Source organism: Methylobacterium sp. Leaf111, assembly GCF_001423285.1.
GTDB lineage: Bacteria > Pseudomonadota > Alphaproteobacteria > Rhizobiales > Beijerinckiaceae > Methylobacterium.
In genome coordinates this window covers 265,737-284,582 of the sequence record NZ_LMNE01000023.1, presented here as the reverse complement: position 1 = coordinate 284,582, position 18,846 = coordinate 265,737, and the positions used below count along the sequence as shown (strand labels likewise).

General features: G+C 70.0%; 20 protein-coding genes. 10 read left to right on the top strand and 10 right to left on the bottom strand.

Translation table 11 applies throughout. The features are described 5' to 3' along the window. The first annotated feature begins 167 nt into the window (after window positions 1-167). On the top strand, window positions 168-377 hold the full coding sequence (locus tag ASF41_RS14300; RefSeq protein ID WP_056494162.1) for a hypothetical protein: 210 nt from the start codon (window positions 168-170) through the stop codon (window positions 375-377). 423 nt (window positions 378-800) lie between these two features. Then, a complete protein-coding gene (locus ASF41_RS23820; protein ID WP_082487522.1) occupies window positions 801-1,151 on the top strand; it encodes a 4-fold beta flower protein in 351 nt (116 codons plus the stop codon). Window positions 1,152-1,706: 555 nt separating this feature from the next. Here the strand turns inward: ASF41_RS23820 and ASF41_RS14295 are convergent. Continuing rightward, window positions 1,707-2,846 (bottom strand): GGDEF domain-containing protein, encoded by a 1,140-nt coding sequence (locus ASF41_RS14295; RefSeq protein WP_056352220.1) that lies wholly within the window; start codon window positions 2,844-2,846, stop codon window positions 1,707-1,709. 195 nt (window positions 2,847-3,041) lie between these two features. Continuing rightward, complete coding sequence (locus tag ASF41_RS14290; protein ID WP_162242117.1) at window positions 3,042-5,402, bottom strand: EAL domain-containing protein; 2,361 nt, start codon at window positions 5,400-5,402, stop codon at window positions 3,042-3,044. Between the two features lie 544 nt (window positions 5,403-5,946). On the opposite strand from ASF41_RS14290, the gene ASF41_RS14285 reads away from it, so the two are divergent. After that, entirely contained in the window at window positions 5,947-6,228 is a 282-nt protein-coding gene (locus ASF41_RS14285) for a hypothetical protein (protein WP_056275908.1), read from the top strand. A gap of 109 nt (window positions 6,229-6,337) precedes the next feature. Here the strand turns inward: ASF41_RS14285 and ASF41_RS14280 are convergent, their stop codons facing one another. The 3 genes from ASF41_RS14280 to ASF41_RS14270 form a co-directional block, all read right to left on the bottom strand. Continuing rightward, a complete protein-coding gene (locus ASF41_RS14280; RefSeq protein WP_056352218.1) occupies window positions 6,338-6,604 on the bottom strand; it encodes a hypothetical protein in 267 nt (88 codons plus the stop codon). A gap of 947 nt (window positions 6,605-7,551) precedes the next feature. Beyond that, the gene (locus tag ASF41_RS14275) at window positions 7,552-7,869 is read right to left on the bottom strand and encodes a hypothetical protein (protein WP_082487596.1); all 318 of its coding nucleotides are present in this window, start codon (window positions 7,867-7,869) and stop codon (window positions 7,552-7,554) included. Between the two features lie 53 nt (window positions 7,870-7,922). Next, window positions 7,923-8,144 (bottom strand): hypothetical protein, encoded by a 222-nt coding sequence (locus tag ASF41_RS14270; RefSeq protein WP_056216093.1) that lies wholly within the window; start codon window positions 8,142-8,144, stop codon window positions 7,923-7,925. Between the two features lie 715 nt (window positions 8,145-8,859). On the opposite strand from ASF41_RS14270, the gene ASF41_RS14265 reads away from it, so the two are divergent. Next, window positions 8,860-9,039 (top strand): hypothetical protein, encoded by a 180-nt coding sequence (locus ASF41_RS14265; RefSeq protein ID WP_056494159.1) that lies wholly within the window; start codon window positions 8,860-8,862, stop codon window positions 9,037-9,039. A 25-nt stretch (window positions 9,040-9,064) separates the two neighbouring features. Here the strand turns inward: ASF41_RS14265 and ASF41_RS14260 are convergent, their stop codons facing one another. Both ASF41_RS14260 and ASF41_RS14255 read right to left on the bottom strand, forming a co-directional pair. Next, entirely contained in the window at window positions 9,065-9,247 is a 183-nt protein-coding gene (locus ASF41_RS14260; protein WP_056216177.1) for a hypothetical protein, read from the bottom strand. Between the two features lie 74 nt (window positions 9,248-9,321). After that, window positions 9,322-10,077 carry a DUF3750 domain-containing protein gene (locus ASF41_RS14255; protein ID WP_056494156.1) on the bottom strand — a complete coding sequence of 252 codons (756 nt, stop codon included), beginning with the start codon at window positions 10,075-10,077 and terminating at the stop codon, window positions 9,322-9,324. A 167-nt stretch (window positions 10,078-10,244) separates the two neighbouring features. Here ASF41_RS14255 and ASF41_RS14250 point away from each other — a divergent pair, with 167 nt between their 5' ends. Then, window positions 10,245-11,747 (top strand): NAD(P)/FAD-dependent oxidoreductase, encoded by a 1,503-nt coding sequence (locus ASF41_RS14250; RefSeq protein ID WP_056494152.1) that lies wholly within the window; start codon window positions 10,245-10,247, stop codon window positions 11,745-11,747. A gap of 59 nt (window positions 11,748-11,806) precedes the next feature. Next, entirely contained in the window at window positions 11,807-13,711 is a 1,905-nt protein-coding gene (locus ASF41_RS14245; RefSeq protein ID WP_156653293.1) for a hypothetical protein, read from the top strand. Window positions 13,712-13,731: 20 nt separating this feature from the next. Here ASF41_RS14245 and ASF41_RS14240 read toward each other — a convergent pair whose 3' ends face one another. Then, window positions 13,732-14,457: a YoaK family protein gene (locus ASF41_RS14240; protein ID WP_082504422.1), complete on the bottom strand. Its 726-nt coding sequence runs from the start codon at window positions 14,455-14,457 to the stop codon at window positions 13,732-13,734. Between the two features lie 255 nt (window positions 14,458-14,712). Here ASF41_RS14240 and ASF41_RS14235 point away from each other — a divergent pair, with 255 nt between their 5' ends. The 3 genes from ASF41_RS14235 (at window position 14,713) to ASF41_RS14225 (ending at window position 16,292) form a co-directional block, all read left to right on the top strand. After that, a complete protein-coding gene (locus tag ASF41_RS14235; protein WP_056216104.1) occupies window positions 14,713-14,964 on the top strand; it encodes a hypothetical protein in 252 nt (83 codons plus the stop codon). Window positions 14,965-15,035: 71 nt separating this feature from the next. Continuing rightward, window positions 15,036-15,341 (top strand): hypothetical protein, encoded by a 306-nt coding sequence (locus ASF41_RS14230; protein WP_407067288.1) that lies wholly within the window; start codon window positions 15,036-15,038, stop codon window positions 15,339-15,341. Window positions 15,342-15,722: 381 nt separating this feature from the next. Further along, complete coding sequence (locus ASF41_RS14225; RefSeq protein ID WP_056494145.1) at window positions 15,723-16,292, top strand: hypothetical protein; 570 nt, start codon at window positions 15,723-15,725, stop codon at window positions 16,290-16,292. A gap of 22 nt (window positions 16,293-16,314) precedes the next feature. Here ASF41_RS14225 and ASF41_RS14220 read toward each other — a convergent pair whose 3' ends face one another. Together ASF41_RS14220 and ASF41_RS14215 are read right to left on the bottom strand one after the other, a co-directional pair. Continuing rightward, window positions 16,315-17,106, bottom strand: a complete 792-nt coding sequence (locus tag ASF41_RS14220; protein WP_244472698.1) for a hypothetical protein — start codon at window positions 17,104-17,106, stop codon at window positions 16,315-16,317. After that, complete coding sequence (locus ASF41_RS14215; RefSeq protein ID WP_056216109.1) at window positions 17,103-17,318, bottom strand: hypothetical protein; 216 nt, start codon at window positions 17,316-17,318, stop codon at window positions 17,103-17,105. Before ASF41_RS14215 ends, ASF41_RS14220 begins: the two co-directional genes overlap by 4 nt. A 444-nt stretch (window positions 17,319-17,762) precedes the next feature. Here ASF41_RS14215 and ASF41_RS14210 point away from each other — a divergent pair, with 444 nt between their 5' ends. Beyond that, window positions 17,763-18,785, top strand: coding sequence for a helix-turn-helix domain-containing protein (locus ASF41_RS14210; protein ID WP_056494136.1), 1,023 nt, complete (start codon window positions 17,763-17,765; stop codon window positions 18,783-18,785). The last annotated feature ends 61 nt before the right edge of the window (window positions 18,786-18,846 follow it).

The following is an 18,846-nucleotide window of genomic DNA, read 5'->3' as shown; positions in this document are numbered from 1 at the left end:
CCCCAGCTGTCGCAAGGCGGGAGCGCGCGTCTCTCTCCGTCGCCGACGCCCCGATATCGTGGCCGGCAATGGGATAGCGTACCAGGCGGAGCACTAGCGCACACACGACGGCTCGCGCAGGCGTAGGTGCGGACACCAGGTCCGCGAAAGATTTTTAAGGGTATCCCGTGAAACTCACGCTCTACATCGCCGGAGCGCTGCACATCGCGTTCGGCAGCTTCTTCCTGCTCGCCTCTTCGGGAGCACCGGCATCTGAAGGGGGCGCCTACCTCGGCCCAGCCCTGGGAGGGACGATCGGCGGATTTGTGATGCTCGCGCTTGGTCGAGCAATCCAGCTCTTGAAGCGGATCGAGCGGAACGGCAGGCCGCTGCCGTAAGTGCCAGCGGAAGCGGATCGCCCGTCATACCTCGGTGGGGTCGAGACCAGACGATGCATTCCCACAGACGATGGCCGCGGGAGAGGGCATCGGTGCCCGCTCTTCGCGTCCGTGATGCACACCGGCATCAGAGAAATATTCCCGCAATCGCGTTTCGGAATAGCGAAGCCCTCATTCGTCACCCGGGATCAAATCATGTCTCAGCGCAGGCTTTGATCTTGAAAAACCATGCGCAGACTGATCGGGCACGAGCTGGAATACGTGATATGAGTGTGCGCCTGTCCAGTTCGATGATGCCGTGGCCGACATCGCACGCGTCACCGATGGCGTCGACACGCCGGAAAGTCGGGACCGGGATTAGGTCTGTGAATCTTGGCATGACGCGTCGGACCTGACGCAGCAACTTGAGGGGCGGCACCGGCCATGATCGAATTCTTTGACCAAGCCGGGCGAGAGGCCGTCTTCTGCCACGATGGACACTCGCTCTATCTCTGGAGCGGCAAGGCTGTGGCCTTCATCCACGATGACAAAGTTTATGCCTATGACGGGCGCTTCATCGGATGGGCTGACCGAGGCTGGATATCGGATGAACAGGGAGCGTGTCTCCTGTTCGAGCGGGACGCCATCGGTGGCCCACAAAAACCAAGCCGTCAGACAAAGACGACGCCCGGGCCAAGAGGCCCGAAGCCGCCGCGCGGCGAACGGCTTCCCACGCCATCGGGCCGGGCCAATCTCAAGGGTTGGTCAGATCGTGTATTCTCGGACCTGATCTGAGGGTCGGAAACGATAGACCCCTTTGAGGCTTCGAAGACGGGCACCATCGGAGGGATGCCACAGCCAACGGACATCCTTGATCCGCGCCCGGATCAACGACCATCCTGCCGAAACGCAAGCCTCTGATATCCTGGCAGCAAGCGCGAGGCGTGCCGACGGAGCGGGCCGGACGGGTGCCCGTCACCGCCGCCCCGTACGCGTTCTGGGGGGCATCAGCCCCGGTCGTGAGCCCTGGGGCCGTGAGGGGCGAGAAGCTTGCAGAAAGTCCGGCGAGAGGGTTGCAATCGGTGGACGCCGCGCGGGTCGCTCGCCTTACCGCGATCGCTCCCATGGTTCGTTCGCGCTCCCGGGTTCCGCCATTGCGGAACCGGGGCCGTGCCGCCCGGCTCACCGCACGACGCTGCGCCGGGCGCGCGGCGACCGGCACAGAGGCGCGCCGTCCGCTCCGGCGCCGGGCTCACCGGGTCTTCGTCACAGGGTCCTTGCCACTCGGTCCTCGACGATCGTCACCGGGCCATGCGGTCGGCCCGCCCCGGCCGTTCGCCCGCCGTCGGGTCAGGCCGCCGCGCGTTGCGGCGCGAGGGCGCTGCGGCTCTTGCCCAGGGCCTTGGCGGCATAGAGCGCCTCGTCGGCCGCGGAGAGCAGGCCCGCCAGGTCGGTGCCGTGCTCGGGCGCCAGCGCGATCCCGATGCTGACCCCGACCTGCACCGTCCGCGCGCGATCCAGGGGGAAGGGAACGGAGATCTGCGCCACGATCCGGTCGCTGAACGCGATCAGCGCGGCGGGCGCCGGGACATCGGTGAGGACGACGAACTCGTCGCCGCCGATGCGCGCGACCATATCCTGCGGTCGCGCGCTGGACCGCAGGCGCTCCGCGACGGCCTGGAGCAGCTGATCGCCCGCGGCGTGGCCATGCGTGTCGTTGATGGCCTTGAAGCCATCGAGGTCGAGATACAGCAGGGCCGTGAGACCATCGCGCCGCGCTGCGATCGCGTCCGCCAGCCCGGCCCGGTTCAGAAGGCCGGTCAGGCTGTCGTGCCGGGCCCGGAACGCATGGTCGCGCTCGGCCTGCATGGTGGCAACCAACATCCGGTTCAGGCGAAACCCGGCCGCGCTCATGCTGGCGAGGTAGAACGGGATCTGCAGGAACGTGATGAGGAGGAGCGGCTCCCCGGTGAAGGGCGCGGCGAGGCAGCAGGAGCCGAGCGTCAGAACGATCATCGCCCCGGCGAGCCGCGGCGCGCCGAAGTTGCGGAACGAGATGCCCCCGACCATCGCCGCCGCGGAGAGGCAGGCCAGGGTCGCCACGACCCAGTCCCCGCTGGTCAGGCTGATGAAGGTCCCGTAGCCGACGCTGGCAGCCCAGGCGAGACCGAGCAGGATATAGAGGTCGGTCGGCGTCTTGCGGCGCGCGGCGGCGGCCCGCTGCGCGATGACGAGCACCAAGAGGCGGGTGAGGCAGATGCCGCACTCCAGCACACACCAGAGCAGGAACGGCCTCTGCGGAATCCGCGAGGCCACGAGCGCCGAGACCGCCAGAGTGTTCAGGACGCCCCCGGCGAAGATCGGCAGCGTCCCGAACAGGCTCGCGACCAGGGCCTTGCGGATCTCGTCGGGGACCTCGTGGCCTGCATCGGTCAGCCACCGTGTCACGCGCCAGCGGGGCAGGCTGAACAGCCGTGGATCGTTCTGCATCGCTCTACCTGGACCGGGCGGAAGACGCCCCTGGGCGCGTAAGGATCCCGATAGGTCCCGAACGCGCCGCATCCTGATCGATCACCCGCCTTGGGTTAACATTCACACAACCGGACGCCTGGGGGTTCAGCCCCTGGGCGGTTGCACCCCATCCACCGGCGGCCGACCAAGGCGGGCTGCGGGGCGGTCCGGCGCCTACGCCGCGCGGGCGCCGCCCTCCGGGTAGGCGACCGTCTGGCGACGGGAGGGCCGGCCGATCAGGTAGCCCTGGACCGCGTCGCAGCCGATCGCCCGGAGGAGATCGAGTTGCTCGCGGCTCTCCACGCCCTCCGCCAGGGTCGGGATGTTCATGTCGCGGCCCATCTGCGTCACCGCTTTGATGACCGCCAGGGATTGCCGGTCGTCCAGCGCCGCGGCGACGAAGCTGCGATCGATCTTGATCCGGTCGAGGGGAAGATCGCGCAGGTGGGCAAGGGAGGAGTAGCCCGTCCCGAAATCGTCCATCGCGATCTTGACGCCGACCCGGCGCAGAGCGTCCAGGGTATGGGCGATCTGCCGCCCGTCCTCGACAAGCGCCGTCTCCGTGAGTTCGAGTTCGAGCCGGCTCGCAGGCAGGCCGCTCGCGGCCAGGGCTTCGGCGACATGCGTCAGCAGGAGGGGCGAACGGAGCTGGACCGCGGACACGTTGACGGCCAGATGCTGCGCGTCCGGCCAGTTCGCAGCCTCCCGGCAGGCCTGTTCCAGCACCCATTGTCCGATCGGAACGATCAGCCCGGTCTCCTCGGCGAGGGGGATGAACTCATCCGGCGAGACCAGTCCGCGATGCGGATGGTTCCAGCGGATCAGGGCTTCACAGGAGACGATCCGGTCGGTCGTGAGCGACAGGATCGGCTGATAGACGAGATAGAACTGCCGCAGGGCGAGCGCCCCGCGCAGATCGTTCTCGAGATGGCCGCGGGCGGCGATCGCCTCGATCATGCCGGGCTGGTAGCCGACCGCCACCCCGCGGCCCCGGCGCTTGGCTTCGTACAGGGCGATATCGGCCCGCTGCATCAGGTCGCTGGGACTGGTGCTGTCGTCGAGGCCGCACACGCCGATGCTGCAGCCGACGACCACGGTCATGCTCGCGAGGATGTAGGGCTTCTCGATCTCCGCCACGATCCGGTCTGCCAGGGCCTTGGCCGAGGCCGTATCGCCCGCCGTGAGGATCGCGAGTTCGTCGCCGCCGTGCCGGGCGATGAAGTCCGCCTCGCCGATGAGCGCGCGCAGCCGGCCCGCCACCGCGACGAGCAACTGGTCACCGACCGCATGGCCGAAGGTGTCGTTGACGAATTTGAACCGATCGAGATCGAGCAGGAGCAGGGTGGATCGAGCCCCCGTCTGATGCACGGCGAGCATCCGCTCGTTGAGCGCGCGCCGGTTGCACAGACCCGTCAGGGGGTCGTGATAGGCTAGTTGCGAGATCTCCGCCTGGGCACGCCGGTCCCGGGTCACGTCGTCGTAGGTCAGGACGGCGCCGTCGGCGACGGGCTGGCAGGCGATCGACAGGATCCGGCCGTCGTCGAAGAGGTGCTCGACCCGGGTCTCCTCGTCCTTGCCCATCCAGAGCCAATGGTTGCCCGCCACACGGGCGGTGCGCTCGGCATCCCATCCGTTGGAATCACCCGTGGCCTTGAGAAAGTCCTCGAGGTGCATCCCGACCCGGACGGCGTCCGGAGCCAGATCGAGCATGCCGAGGAGGCGCTGGTTGTAGAGTTCGATGGATCCCTGGGACGAAATCTTCAGGATGCCGTTGGACATGTTCTGGAGCGCCGTCGCCAGGACGTTCAGGTGGGCCTGTTCCTGGGCCTCGAAGCGCCGGGTCGCCGCCAGGGCGACGAAGGCACCCGTGATGAGGATCGCCGCACCGGCGGCGGTCAGGATGCTCAGCGCCACCTGGACGTTCGGGCCGAGCGTCGCGGTGGGTTGCCCCTCCAGCACCGTCCCGGCCAGGGAGGTGAAGTGTGTTCCACACACCGCCAGGACGATGAGCGCGCAGGCGATCGCATCGAAGGGCCGGCGCTCGGGGAGGAGGCGCGCCCCCGCCATCACCCCCGCCCCCAGCAGGTAGGCCAGGGCGTTGGCCGTGTCCGACTGGCTTTGGGTGCAGCCTTCGAGGGCGGACATGCCGGTGATGTGCATCGCGCCGATGCCGAGCCCCGCCACGGCACCCAGGAGGCCCCGGGCCGGGCGACCCTTCGGCAGGGCCGAGAGCGCGAAGGGCACGCCCACCGCCACCACGGCGATCAGGGCGGACGCGATCGTGGTCCCGGAATGGAAGCCCAGGATGACGTCGGTCCGATATCCGAGCATGCCCAGGAAGTGCGTGGTCCAGACTCCGAGCCCGGCGGCGAGGGCCGTGCCCACCAGCCATCGTCCGCGTCGGGTCGCCGGCGCGGCCTCGGCCTTCCGGAGCAGGTGCACCGTCAGCCAGGCACTCAGGGTGCAGATCGTCGCTGCAGCCAGGACGGAGACGACGGCCTGGCTTTCCAGAAGCGTTGCGAGGGTGAGCATCATGGGATGCATTTAGCCCGGGAGACCTTATGTCTTCGTCAAAAGCTTCAGTGAACGCCGCGTTACTCTTGCTTGATGTCATCATGGTCGTCCGCGGCTTTTATCGCGGATTGAAGGCGGCAGACTCAGACACGACTTTGTGATTGGGATACTATAGCCTAGTTGTAGAGGACCCCGCCCTTCCCGTTCCTCGATCATCGTCGAGCTCCTGGTTGCCGTGAAGGCCGGCCCGACCGGCGCGCCTCGGGTCTGGAGGGACTGCCGGTTCTCCCGTGCATCCCGCCCCGGCATCTGCTAGAACGAAGGAAGAACATGTGTTGGGGCGGCCACCGGCTCGGTATCGATCCGGGCACGGGCGCTCGGCCCCTCTCCCACGCCGGGTGAAAGGGCCGGAGGGCGCGGACGCTCGGCGCGTTCCGTTTGCCCGGCGAACCCAGCAGGGCGCGGACCGCCCACTCGATCACCGGGGGCGATGGGGTGGCCGGCACGAGGCGGGATCCACACGGGCCGGTCCTCATCACGGATGATACGAGAAGAGGATCCGATCATGGCATTCAAGGCGAAATCGGCGGCCGAGACCAAGGCCGCGGATCTGGCATCCGCCCTCATCCGCATCGCCGACCGCGAGGGCGCGCCCTTGAGCATCGGCGTCGATCAGCTTCGACAGAGCCATCCGCGCCTGACGCCTCTGGCGATCGGGCAGACGTTCCGAAAGCACCGGGACGGTCTCGAGGCCGCCTTGCGCGAGCGCGGCTATGCCCTCGTCGACTATGCCGACCAGGGGCCGGGCCGCGGCATGGCGTTCGACATCGACGTCGACGTCGGCTGAGGCGGCCCCCGGTGGCTTGCCCCCCGGGCATGAAGAACCCGCCGCGGCCGGAGCCGGGCGGGTCGGTCGGGACTTGTCAAGAACAGGCCTTGCCGAAGGCCGTCAGGCGTCAGCGGCCGCCGGCGCTGCTGTTGGGGACGGCCTGCTCGGGCTTGCCGGCATTTCCACCCGCGGCCGAGTCCGTCGTCGCCGTCTCGGCACCGGTCGCACCCCGGGAGACGGACACGCTCGGGTCGTTGCCCGTGGTGTTCGGCTGACCCTGGACCACGGTGCCGCGCGGCTGGCCGGGGGCGGCGCCAGGGGCCGTGGCGGGCTGGGCCAGGGCGGACAGGCTGAAGAGGGAGGCGCTGAGGGCGAGGGCGGCAGTTCTGATCATGGGGTGTCCTGATGGCGAGATTACCAGGGCAACAGCCGGTCCGTCTTCGTCGTTCCCATCGGAACCTGTCGATCGGAACTTGCCAATCGGAACTTGCCAATCAAAACCCGCCGCGGCCGGAGCCGGGCGGGCGCGGTGAGACCTAACGGTTGATCGGGCGTCGACCTCAACGGAGGAATTCGACACGAATCGTGGACGATTCGCAGCAACAATCCAGCAACAGGAACCGAAAAACGCGTCGGAGCTTTCGCAGAACCGGGGAAGGCATTCGACGGACGCCCCCCCGCGGATGCCGGCACCGAGCAGGACGTGCGTCGCACCGGCAGCATCCCCGCGATGGATTGGCGTTCCGACCATTGGCGGTCAGGGTCGGCTCGCACGGCCGGGATCTTCGCTGGCGCATGCGAAGATCGCCTTACTCGGGCCCCTGTCCTTTCGTGACCTGTCCCGGATAACTATCGGACGCCGGCGCTGCGCAGACCTTCGCGCGGCATCGCAGGTCTTGCAGACCCGTCCGATCGCCTCGTCGCGACGGGCGTTGCCGCGTTCATCGATAGAGTCGCGCGCCCATCCTGCGCGGGGCGGACGAGCCGGCCGGTCGGTCGATCGGCCCAATGCCCGTCACGCCGGACGATTCCTGACGATGTCCCAGGGCGAACCCAGAAAAAACACCCGCCACGGCGTGAACCGCGCGGGTGTCAAGGTAACAGCCCCCGGGTTTCGGGAGGCATGAGATAGACGAACGGCCGAGCCGGAATCATCCGATGGTTGCGCGAACTCCGTGGGCCGGATGGCGCCTCTCCGGGCGACGCGCCGACGCGGGGTGCCTGCTGTCGGGCATGCGCGGGCGGCAGGGCCGCGACCTTGGATTGCCGTCGTCACGCCCTATCCGGTGGACGGCGGCCGGGCGTGTCGCCCTTGAACCGGGGCGGCGCCGGGCTGCCCCGCTACTGGTTGCCGATCGAAGGGCCGCCCGCCGCACCACCGGTCCCGGGCGGCCCGCTGGTTGGCGTGCCGCCGATGTTCAGGCCCGGGCTGCTTCCGGGAATGGAATTGGGGCTCGGATTGCCCACGACGTTCGGTGCGGGGCGACCCACGGCGTCGCTGGCCCGCGGCGCGGCGCCCGGGGCCATGGACGGCGTGGTGACCCCGGTATTTCCCGCTCCGCCGGTGGGCGCGAGCGGTTCCGCCGAGGCCGGATGCGTCAGGGGGGAGGCGGACAGGGCAATTGCCAAGGCGGCGAGGGTCAGAAGGGTGCGGGTCATCGGTCCGTCCATGCAGCTACGATCGATCGGCGACCGCCGGTCGCCCCGGAGGTTCAGCCCACCAGCCAATGGGCGGCGAGCATCACGATCGATCCCGCCACCGCAAACCCGAGCAGGGTCACGCTGCTGACCTGATCCACCTGGTCGACGGTGTTTCCGACGCGGTGTTCGCGGTTCATCGACGTGCTGTGCGGCCCGGTCCGATTGGCGTCGACGTTGCGGACATCGTTCGTGGTCTGGCGGGGTGTGGCATCGAGATGGGTCAGGGTGGTCATCGAAAAAATCCTGTGAGGGCGAATGATCGCGTCGTGGACGCGGTCCGGTGCGGGCTTCGGCTCAGGAAAACGAGCCGAAGCCCTCGAAGTCGGAAGCCGGCGAGACACGGGCGCCGGACGGCCTGGACGGTGGGCCGGCCACAGGCCCGCCGTGCTCGTCGTGAAGCCGCTCGAGGCGCTGGGTCGGGGCGGCGGAACCGGAGTTCTGACCCGCCTCGGTCGATGGCCCCGACAGGGCGCGATGGTCGGGCGTGATATGGTTGCGCATGCGGGGAACCCCGTTGGTATGCCACGACTGTCTGAATGTGAGCAGAGAATGTCTCGCAGCGACGGGCGTTCCTTGCCGACGCCCAAGCAAGGAGTCGCAGGCCGCGGCCCGTGCCGAGCCCTTGAACTCGGCGCATCCTCGCCCCGGATCGCCGCCAAGGATGCGCATTCCCGGGCGGGGACGCCGGTGACGCGAGCGACGGACCCTGGAGCCGCTCGTGGCGGCGCCGCGGATCCGGGTTCGCCGACGCACGTCGATCGCGATGCCTCGCTGCCGTCGCTGTACCGGGACTGCTCGGGATGGTGTCCCGTGGCCATCCGCGACACCCGAAACCGCCCGTGACCCTGGCCCCCGTCGCCCCCTCGGGGCAGCGCTTTCCCGCGGCCGGCCATCATGGCGCCACGAACCCGGCCGAAGCAGCCTGAACGCCACGTCAGGGATGGAACCATGCGCTCCGCTACCGGCCGCCTCTGGACGGTTCTGAAGGCCACGTTGGGAATCGGTCTACTGGCGGCCCTGTCGCTGTACTCGGCCAGCGTGGTCGACCAGAGGGGACTGAATCCCTTCGCCGCCGCCTTGGCCGAGCCGGCGACGACGGGAACGGTGAAGGCGAGCCTGGCGCGCTAGCGGAGATCACCCGCCCCTGCCGGGCCTACATGTTCTCGCCGGCATCCGGACTGACGCCGAGTTGCTCGGCCTCGACGGTGGTGTAGCCCTCCAGCCAGTCCGCGCTCTCCTGCGATCCGGCCGGATAGGGATTGGCGGAGACCGGGAGCCCATCGGTCCGGGCGGTACTGCCTTCCAGCCAGATCTTGTTCGAAGCCACGACGGTCATGAGCACACCTCCCGATGCCATGAAACGGTCCATCGGTCGGATGGTTCGAGGGAGCCCGGTGGGGGCCGAGCCCGTCACCATCCCACGCGACCGAGGGCGGGAAGCTTGAGGGCCGGACGCCGCAGATCGAGTCCCGCCACGGCACCGAGCAGGTTCACCTCGAGGCCCTCGACCCAAGCCACCGTCAGCCCGAGATAGCCGCCGAGGTTGAGCCGCAGGCCGGTTCGCGACGGCGTCAGGCCGATCCAGCGGCCGTCGTAGGGGAAGTCCTTGCCGATCGCGGTGGCCGGCAGGCTCGCCGCCATCTCGGGCACCGCGCTCATCACGGCGGCCACGAAGGTGTTCGAGTTCGGACCCGGCCAGACCGTGTAATCGCCCGGCTGCGCGTAGCGGTAGGTCCGGATCGTCTCCCGGATGCGCGGGATCATCGCCTCCGCGGTGGGACCGTCGGCGGCCACGATGGTGTCGGGAACGCTTCCGAACCAGCGCCCGTCGGGCACGAAGCGGTCGATCCAGATCGGCTGGCCCCAGGCCGTGTAGTCGAAGCGCTGATAGGCGGAGGCCCCCGCCTCCTTGACGACGATCCAGCTGTGGGTGGCGAGGATGCCGCGCCAACTCACCGTCCGCGCCGAGAAGATCCGGACGATCGCCTCGGGCTGGGTCGCGGCCGGCGGCAGGAGGCCGGTGCTGGACCGGTCGGCGGAGCGCCAGTCCCCGCGGGTCTGGCGGGCATAGAGGGCGGCGGAGATCGCGATGGGCGCGAGATAGAGGAGGACGAAGGCGAGAGCGGCGATCTTGAGCAAGGCGGTTCCGAACGGCGGGAGGACCATGCGCATATGGGGCGCCGGGCCGACGGCGGGAGGGCCACCGCGCACCGCGAGACCCCGGGGGGCCTGCGCGCGGAGGCCCCCGCCCCGGCGCGGACAGGGCTTCCTTAACCACTCGCGCGCTATCCCGGAGATGTGTCGTCCTTCGGTTAACTTGACGGTCCTGCCCGATGAGCCACCACTCGGAAACGCTCGTGATCGGGGCGGGACCCGCCGGCCTGACCGCCGCCTATCTGCTGACGAAGGCCGGGCGTTCGGTGACGGTCCTGGAGAAGGATCCGGCCCAGGTCGGCGGCATCAGTCGCACGGTCGCGCATAACGGCTACCTGTTCGATATCGGCGGTCACCGCTTCTTCTCGAAATCGAAGGCCGTGGTGGATCTCTGGGACGAGCTGCTGCCGGACGACTTCATCGAGCGGCCGCGCCTGTCGCGGATCTTCTACAAGGGCAAGTACTACGCCTATCCGCTCAAGGCCTTCGAGGCCCTGCGCAACCTCGGGATCCTGGAGAGCACCGCCTGCGTCGCCTCCTACCTCTATGCCCGCGCCCGTCCGATCGCGGAGCCGAAGAGCTTCCACGACTGGGTCCGCAACCGCTTCGGCGAACGTCTGTTCTCGATCTTCTTCAAGACCTACACGGAGAAGGTCTGGGGCATGTCCTGCGACGCCATCTCGGCGGACTGGGCGGCCCAGCGCATCAACGGACTCGATCTCGGGGCTGCGATCCGCGACGCGCTGGTTCGCTCCCTCGGCCTGCGCAGGGCGCCGCGCGCCGGCGAGCCCGTGATCAAGACGCTGATCGAGTCCTTCCGCTATCCCCGCAAGGGGCCGGGCATGATGTGGGAGGCGGCCGCCGCGAAGGTGGCGGCCCAGGGCGGAACGCTGCGCCTCGACCGGGGCGTGGACGGCCTGCACTACGAGGTCCGGACCGGCCTCTGGACCGTGACGGCCAAGGCCGCCGACGGCACCCGCGAGATCTTCACGGCGCGCAACGTCATCTCCTCGGCGCCGCTGCGCGAACTCGTCGGATCGCTCTCGCCCGCGCCGATCAGCACCTTCCAGGCCCGCGCCCTGCAGTACCGGGACTTCCTCACCGTGGCGCTGATCGCGCGTTCGGACCGGAATTTCCCCGACAACTGGATCTACATCCACGATCCGTCCGTGCAGGTCGGGCGCGTGCAGAACTTCCGCTCGTGGTCGCCCGAGATGGTGCCGGACGCGGCGCATACCTGCCTCGGCCTGGAGTATTTCTGCTTCGAGGGCGACGGGCTCTGGGCGCAGTCCGATGCCGACCTCATCGCGCTGGCCAAGCGCGAGATCGGCCAGATCGGGCTGATCCGCTCCGAGGACGTGGTCGACGCCTGCGTCGTGCGTCAGCCCAAGGCCTATCCGGTCTACGACGAGGACTACAAGGCCCACGTCGCCACCATCCGGCGGGACCTCGAACAGGCCTATCCGAGCCTGCACCTCGTCGGGCGCAACGGCATGCACAAGTACAACAACCAGGACCACGCGATGATGACCGCGATGCTCACGGTGGAGAACATCCTCGCCGGGGAGCGCCGCTACGATCCGTGGTGCGTGAACGAGGATGCGGAATACACCGAGGCGGGCGTCTCGGGCGCACAGGACGCCCTGACGAGCGAGCGCATGGTGCCGCGCCGGGCAGCCTGACGATGCGCGCGGCGTCCGGGACCTCCGACCCCCTGGTGGCCGTCCCGGATACCGTCCCCATGCCCGGAGCCGTTCCGCGCTGGGCGGCGGTCCTGCGCCGCTCGGCTTGGCCGGCGCTCGGCATGGGAGGTCTCTATCTCCTGCTGCATCCCTACGAGGGGATCGACGGCGATGCCCGCATCTACGTGGGGCGGGCCCTCGCCGACCTCGATCCGGACGGGGTCGGACGCGACCTCATGTTCACCTATGATGGGCAGTCGCGCTTCAGCCTGTTCCCCGTCGCCTTACGGGCGCTGGTGGGGGCGCTGGGGCCCGGTCCGGCGGCCCTGGCCGTCAGCCTCGTCGGGCTGATCGCCTGGTTCTGCGCCGCCTCGGCCCTGGCCGCGGCCCTGGGCGCCGGCCGGCGGCGCTGGGTCGTCCTCGCGGCGATGGCGGTCCTGCCCGCCTCTTACGGCTATCCCGGCATCTTCCGCGTCGGCGAGGCGCTGGCGACGCCCCGGACCCTCGCGGAGGCGGCGGTCCTCGCCGGTCTCGCGGCGAGCCTGTCCGGCCGCCGCGCAGGGGCCCTGGCCTTCATGGCCCTGGGAGGCCTCGTCCACCCGATCATGGGGCTGGCCGGCCTGGCGGTGCTCGTCCTCGCCCTGGTGGCGGAGAACCGGCGCTGGCTGCTGGTCCTGGTCCCGGGTCTCCTCGCCATCCTGGTGGCCGCCCGCCTCGGCGTGCCGCTGTTCGCGCGCCTGCTGCAGCCCGTCGATCCCGCCTTCCTCGAGATCCTGCGCCAGCGCTGTGCCGACCTCTTCCCCACGCTCTGGCCGAGCCAGGCCTGGGGTCCGCCCCTCGTGCAGGCCGCCACGATCCTCGTCGCCGCGACCCGCGTTCCGATCCGGGCTCGGAGGCTCCTCCTGGCCGCGCTTCTGGCGGGCGCCGGCGGGGTGGCGGCCACCACGGTGTTCGAGGAGCAATGGTCGTCGCTCCTGGTGATCCAGGTCCAGCCCTGGCGCTTCCTCTGGGTAACCTCCGTCCTCGGCGCCGCCGCCCTGGGCCTGTGCGCCAGCATCCTCCCGCGTGGGACGCCGGGCGACCGGATCACCCTCGCCCTCCTGGGGCTCGCCTGGGTGTTCTCCACCGACCTGCCCATCGCGGCGGCCGCCGGCCTCCTCGCCGTCGGGGTCCACGCGGCACTCCGCCGGGACCGGCTAGCGCCGTCGCGCGGCCTGATGCGCGCGACCCTGGGTCTGGTCGGCCTCCTCGTCGCCGGCCGCCTCCTCCTCGAAACGCTCGCCCTCGGCTGGCTCGCCGCGAACCGGACCGAGGGCGCCCATCTCGGCCTTAGCCTGATCCGAAGTTTCCCGATCGTGCCGTCGCTCGCCTTCGGGGCCGGCCTCGCGTGGCTCGCCGCTGAGCGGTCCCGGGTCGCTCGGCCGGTCCTGGCCGTGGCGCTAGTCATCGCCCTCCTGGGCCTCTGGGACGAGCGGGCGCGGGCGTTCCGGCGGATCGAGGACCGCACCCTGCTGCCCGGTCTCGTCGAGGCCATCGCGCGCCGGCCGGGCGAGGTGCTCTGGCTGGACGGGCGGGCCGAGACCTGGCTGACGCTGGGCCGCCCGAGCTGGATCACCAACCTTCAGGGCGCCAGCATCGTCTTCTCGCGCCCTCTGGCGATGCTGTGGTCCGAGCGGATCGACCGGCTCATCGCCCTCGGCCTCGCCACCGAGGCCCAGCGCAGGCCGTTCGCGCCTCCGGTGCCCCCGCGGGCCGACGACCTACCGGCCGGTGCGGTCGCGACGCTCTGTGCGGCTGCGGACGGGCCCGCCTGGATCGTGGTGCCCCTGCGGGAGGGCCAGGCGCCGCCGGACGGAGCGCGCGTCTTCCCGCTCGCGGAACCCTATGTGAGACCGATGGCGACGGTCGAGGGCATGGGCTGGCAGCGCGTGACCGCCTACGGGCTGCTCACCTGCCGCGCCTGAGTCCGATCCCACGCCGCGGCTCAATCCCCGCGAAGGAGCACGAGGACCGTGAGCACGGCGATCGGGATGACGAGGCAGCCGAACGAGACGGCGGCGACGCCGAAGGCCCCCGCGAGGGCGCCGACGGCGAAGGCCAGCACCGCGGGCAGCATCCGGCGCATCCGCCCCCGCGCAGCCCCGTCCGGCGGCACGGCGCCCCGCGCCCAGTCGACAAGGTCTATCACCGCCTGGGTGACGTTGACCGTCATCACCGTGGTGGCGGCGAGATGCGCGAGGCCGAGGCGTCCGATGGCGTTCTGGACTCCCATCGCCGCGACGCCGAGCATCCCGACCGTCACCGCCGCCGCGCCATCGGGGGAGCCGAGGGGCGAGAGGGCGAGACCGACGACGCAGAAGGCGGCCAGCAAGGCGATCTCGAGGGCCAGCAGCCAGCGCAGGGGCGCCCGGCCGCGGCGCTCCAGGGCCAGGGCGAGGAGCCGGGTGGCCGCGACCGCCCCCACGAAGGCCGGCAGGGCGAGGAGCTTGGCGACCACGCCGGTCGAGGTCGAGACGAGTTCGGCCCCCAGCAGCACGAAGTTGCCGGTCACGTGGGCGGTGAACAGGCCCGTCAGGGCGATGAAGGCGGCCGCGTCGACGAAGCCGGCCACGAAGGCGAGACCGATCCCGGCGGCGAGGTCCGTGTCGATGCGGAGGGGGCCCGACCCGCGCGTGCGGGAACGCTCGTTCGAAGAGGAGATCGGTGCCATCCGGTGCGTCTGCTGAGGATCCAGGGTGGAGGGATGTCGAATCGGCCGCCCCCCCATGCGCCGCCGGTTCTCGCCGAACCCGCGGCGAAACGGAAGCATCGGGGTACGGGATCATGGTCGGAGGATTTGAGCCTGCGTGCTTCGACCCGTGACCCTCCTCGCGGAACGGGGTGGAATCCTTCGGAGAGGCCAAAGAAAGCTTGCGACGACCGCAGGAGTCCCTGAACCGCTGGCGGGGCCGTTCGTTGTGTCGGCATGACCCATGCTGCAACTGATCCCGCCCCCGCCGAGTCCCGAATCGCGGACGCGCGCCACCGTGAACTCGCGACCGAGCACCTCCTGTTCGGAACGATCCGGTTCCTGGCCCAGGAACATCCGGACCTGCTCAAGAGCCTGGAGGCGAGCGTCGACCACCTCTGGGACAAGGCCGACGACGACACCCGGGACGACGAGGCCGTGCGCGAGGTCGCACGCCGCTTCCTCAAGAGCCTGCGGGCCGAGCGCTGATCCTCCGGCCGCGCGGCCCCGGCCCGAACGTCCGTGCCACGCGTCCGTTCTCAGCGCGACAGGAGGTCCCCATGGCGCACAATGCGATGATGGCCACAGCCATCCGACGCACCACGCTCTCCGCCACCCTCGTTCTGGGCACCCTCGTTCTGGGCCTCGGCGGCGGCGCGCTGGCCCGGGGCGGCAGCGGCGGCGGCGACGGCCTGTCGCCCTACGCCGCCCTGAGCGGCAACGACCGCTCGGCCGGCGTGAACAACGGCAACTACCGCGATCCCGCCCTCGACCCGTATCTGGGCGCCTACGAGGGCCGCTACGATCGGCCGGTTCGCGCGCGCCCTCGCCCGAGCCGGCAGCCCTATGACGGCACGCCGTACTGACACGGCACGCCCTGACGACCGGTGCGGAGGGAGCGGCGCCGAGGGGGTCCGAGGCTCTCCGTTCCGAGAGGATCGGATCGGAAGGGTCCGTCTGCGGCACGCTCCCATGGGACGAGCGGCGCCAGACCCGGAATCCGCCGGCGCCCATGCCCTGCCGGAGGTAGAGCGGGTCCGGTCCGATCGGAATGGGAAACGCGCCGGTTGGCGGCAGGCGGCCGTATCTGCGGGCGACGATCGACTCGCGCGCTTTCGCCTCCTCGTCCATGCGGACACAGGCGCGGGCGGGCCGACGCATTCCGTCCGCGGCGGACGCAACCGATCCCGGGCCGGGAACTTGCGTTCTCGCCGCGACGGCCGCGCCTCGGCCACCAGGAGTGCCCCATGGATACCCCCGCCCTGCCGCCATCCGCGTTCGACGCCCCCGCCATCCTTCTGTCGGGGACGGTCGACCAGGAGATGTACCGGGATTTCCGCCGCCAGCTCGACGCGGTCGGCGACCGAACCCTCGTGGTGGTCGAGCTGACGACGCTCGGCGGCGATCCCGAGGTCGCCCGAATGATGGGCGAGGACATCCGCTTCAAGACCGGCCTCCTGACGGATCGCCGGTTCGTCTTCCTCGGTAAGGCCGCGATCTACTCGGCCGGGACCACCTTCATGAGCTTCTTCGCCCGGTCGAACCGCTATCTCACCCGGGGCACGCGGCTGATGATCCACGAGCGCAAGCTCGACAAGCAGGTGGTCCTCAACGGACCGCTCACGACCTGCATCGCCAGCGTGAAGGCCGCCCTGCACGAGATCGAGTGCTCCATCGCGATCCAGAACGAGGGCTTCGCCAACCTCATCCGGGGCTCGCAGGTGACCCTGGACACGGTGCTGCAGCGGGCTCCCGAGAACTGGTACATCGAGGCGAGCGAGGCGCAGGAACTGCGCCTGATCGAGGGGATCCTCTGAGCGGCCAAAGCCGCTCGGCCCGTCAGCCCGTCCCGTCGACTGGTAGGCGCTCCGGTGCGGCCTCCTCGGCGCGATCCGCCGGGAAGGCGGTGCGCAGGAGCGCCACCTGCCGGCTCAGCGCCCGCTCGCCAGCCTCGCGGCCACATTTCTCCACGTGGACCCCGCGGTTGACGACCTGAAGGTTCGGGGCGCCCCAGAAGCCGAGCAGCGTCGGCCAGGGATCGTCCCGGTGCTCCCGCCAGACGCGGTAGAGGGGCACGCGATGGTCGACCTCGGCGGTCTTGAACAACCGCTTGCCCGAGGCGGCGCAGCGGTGGCGCTGATGCGCCTTCAGAACCTTCACCTGGTCGCTGGGCGCCACCCAGAGCTTCCAGGCGGCGACACAGGCCGCGTGCCAGCGCGCATTCTTGTTCGGGACGCCCGCCCCCCAGAGATCCCGGTGCCAACCGAAGCGGAAGACCGGCTGCCCGCAGATGCAGCAATGGCCCTTGCCGCGCGCATGGGCCGGCTCCCGGAAGGGCGAGGGCGGCATCCGGAAGGTGGCGGCGAGGCCGGATCCTTTCTCGGTGCCGAGACGCCAGGTCCAGCCCTCGGGATGGCCCGAGCGTGTGGCGAGGGCCCGCGCCAGCCGGTCCGCGCGCAGGAGATGCGCACGCCAGTAGCTCTCCACCGCGAGGCGCGGCGTCGGCGGGATCAGCGGGCGCGACAGGGCGTGCCGCAGGACGGGGGCCGGGAAGATGCCCGGCAGGGCGCGGTCGAGGCGCGCGCGCGCGGCGACGTTCCGCTCGGCCCGCCACTCCGATGCGGCGCTCACGCCTGAACGAGGCTGTCGTCGGCGGGCGCGGGCGTGGCGACCGGCGCCGGGCGTCCCGCGACCGCATCCGCGAGGCGGTTCAGGCGTCTACCCAGATCGATGACCTCGTTCAAGGCAATGGATTTCTCGCCATTCTTGACGGCACGGGTGATATCGCTGAGTTGCAGCTTGGAAATACGAAGCAACTCGGCGGCAAGCTGGTCTCTGGTCATCGTGCGGATCGCGGAGTTTGGTGGGCGGCGGGGTTCGCGAGAGTTAGGGCGTAAGGGTTACCGAGGCGTTGCTGTGCGGGGGCGGCGGCCCCGGAGAAGGTCTTATCCCGGTCGCCGATCGCAGCGCGTCCGATTGCGTGCGTGTCGGGCGCGGCGGCGGCCTCGACGGCCTCGACGATGGTATGTCGTGATCCGCCATCGTGGAAACTGAGGCAGAACGCTTTATTGTCCTGGGCCGACGGCGCTGGCACCAAGAAGCCTTTGCCGCCGCGCCGGCAGCGCGCTCAACTGGGATGGCGCGCCCTCATACTGATCTCTTGCATCGATCACAGAACCGTGAGTTGTCTCGCGCGTTCGGAACGCCCATCCCGGGGGGTGTGAGAATGGGTCGATTGGGATTTGTCCGATGGGCCCTCTGATCCATCCGGTCGGGTTCAGTCAGACGTGTCGCTTCCGTCGTTTGCCTTTTCCACCCAGGAGGTCGGTGCGGAGTTCGCATTCGAGGCGTATCGCGACCTCTATGCCGGCGGCGCCGATGTCGCACGGATCGGCCCGGATTTCTCCGCGCAGGTGCAGGCCTACCGGCTGGATCGGATGATCCTGTTCAAGCGCCAGCTGAACGGGCTTCAGCACAGCCGATCCCCGCAGCGGGTGCGCCGGGACGGCTTCGACCATATCACGCTCCACCTGCTCCTCGATGGCGACCTCCTGGCTGGCCCGCCCGGGCACGAGCGCCGCGTCCGACCGGGGGAGATCCTGGTCTGCGACAATACGCTGCCGCACCAGAGCCGGGCGCACCGCGTGCGGCAGATCTCGACGCCGGTGGCGCGCGAGCTCATCGAGCCCCTGGTCCCCGACCTGCGCAAATTCCATGGGGCGATCCTTCCGGAGACCGTGGGCGGCCTCGTGGCCGATTTCATCGTGTCCCTGACCCGCCGCTCGGAGACCCTCGACGGTTCGGTGGTCTCGCGGTCGAGCGCGGTCCTCGGCATGCTGCTGGCCGCCGCGCTGCGCGGCCATGCCGCCCCCACCGAGGCGATCGTCTGGGCCGCCGTCCACGATGGCCCCGACGACGCCGCCCGCCGCCGCGAGGCCGAGGCCCACGTGGAGCGGCACCTCGCGGATCGCGACCTCAGCGCCGAGACCATCGCGGCGGAACTCGGGATCTCGCGGAGTCGCCTCTACCGGGCCTTCCTGCCGGATGGCGGGGTCGCGCGCTTCGTGCAGCAGCGCCGCCTGGAACGGGTGCGCGATGCCCTCCGGCGCCAGGGCGAAACGCGCTCGATCGCCACCCTCGCCTACGCCTACGGTTTTGCCAGCGAGCAGCATTTCAACCGCGCCTTCCGGACGGCGTTCGGCCGCCCGCCCGGACAGTTCCGGACCCATATCCAGCAGCTGCGCGGCGACCCGCATGCCCGGGGCGATCGATCCTGGCCCCTCGCGGCCTGGCACAGCGAGCTCTACTGATGCCCCTCGACTCCGGCGTGCGTCGGCCTCCTCGCGCGTCGCGGACCGCCCCTCGCGCGTC

Coding starts and splice junctions, on each gene's coding strand:
- ASF41_RS23820 (WP_082487522.1), top strand. CDS start 801: ATGATCGAATTCTTTGACCAAGCCGGGCGAGAGGCCGTCTTCTGCCAC.
- ASF41_RS14255 (WP_056494156.1), bottom strand. CDS start 10,077: ATGGTCCTCCCGCCGTTCGGAACCGCCTTGCTCAAGATCGCCGCTCTC.
- ASF41_RS14215 (WP_056216109.1), bottom strand. CDS start 17,318: ATGACCAGAGACCAGCTTGCCGCCGAGTTGCTTCGTATTTCCAAGCTG.
- ASF41_RS14295 (WP_056352220.1), bottom strand. CDS start 2,846: ATGCAGAACGATCCACGGCTGTTCAGCCTGCCCCGCTGGCGCGTGACA.
- ASF41_RS14230 (WP_407067288.1), top strand. CDS start 15,036: ATGGCGCACAATGCGATGATGGCCACAGCCATCCGACGCACCACGCTC.
- ASF41_RS14245 (WP_156653293.1), top strand. CDS start 11,807: ATGCCCGGAGCCGTTCCGCGCTGGGCGGCGGTCCTGCGCCGCTCGGCT.
- ASF41_RS14270 (WP_056216093.1), bottom strand. CDS start 8,144: ATGACCACCCTGACCCATCTCGATGCCACACCCCGCCAGACCACGAAC.
- ASF41_RS14225 (WP_056494145.1), top strand. CDS start 15,723: ATGGATACCCCCGCCCTGCCGCCATCCGCGTTCGACGCCCCCGCCATC.
- ASF41_RS14250 (WP_056494152.1), top strand. CDS start 10,245: ATGAGCCACCACTCGGAAACGCTCGTGATCGGGGCGGGACCCGCCGGC.
- ASF41_RS14265 (WP_056494159.1), top strand. CDS start 8,860: ATGCGCTCCGCTACCGGCCGCCTCTGGACGGTTCTGAAGGCCACGTTG.
- ASF41_RS14260 (WP_056216177.1), bottom strand. CDS start 9,247: ATGACCGTCGTGGCTTCGAACAAGATCTGGCTGGAAGGCAGTACCGCC.
- ASF41_RS14290 (WP_162242117.1), bottom strand. CDS start 5,402: ATGATGCTCACCCTCGCAACGCTTCTGGAAAGCCAGGCCGTCGTCTCC.
- ASF41_RS14275 (WP_082487596.1), bottom strand. CDS start 7,869: ATGACCCGCACCCTTCTGACCCTCGCCGCCTTGGCAATTGCCCTGTCC.
- ASF41_RS14235 (WP_056216104.1), top strand. CDS start 14,713: ATGACCCATGCTGCAACTGATCCCGCCCCCGCCGAGTCCCGAATCGCG.
- ASF41_RS14280 (WP_056352218.1), bottom strand. CDS start 6,604: ATGATCAGAACTGCCGCCCTCGCCCTCAGCGCCTCCCTCTTCAGCCTG.
- ASF41_RS14240 (WP_082504422.1), bottom strand. CDS start 14,457: ATGGCACCGATCTCCTCTTCGAACGAGCGTTCCCGCACGCGCGGGTCG.
- ASF41_RS14285 (WP_056275908.1), top strand. CDS start 5,947: ATGGCATTCAAGGCGAAATCGGCGGCCGAGACCAAGGCCGCGGATCTG.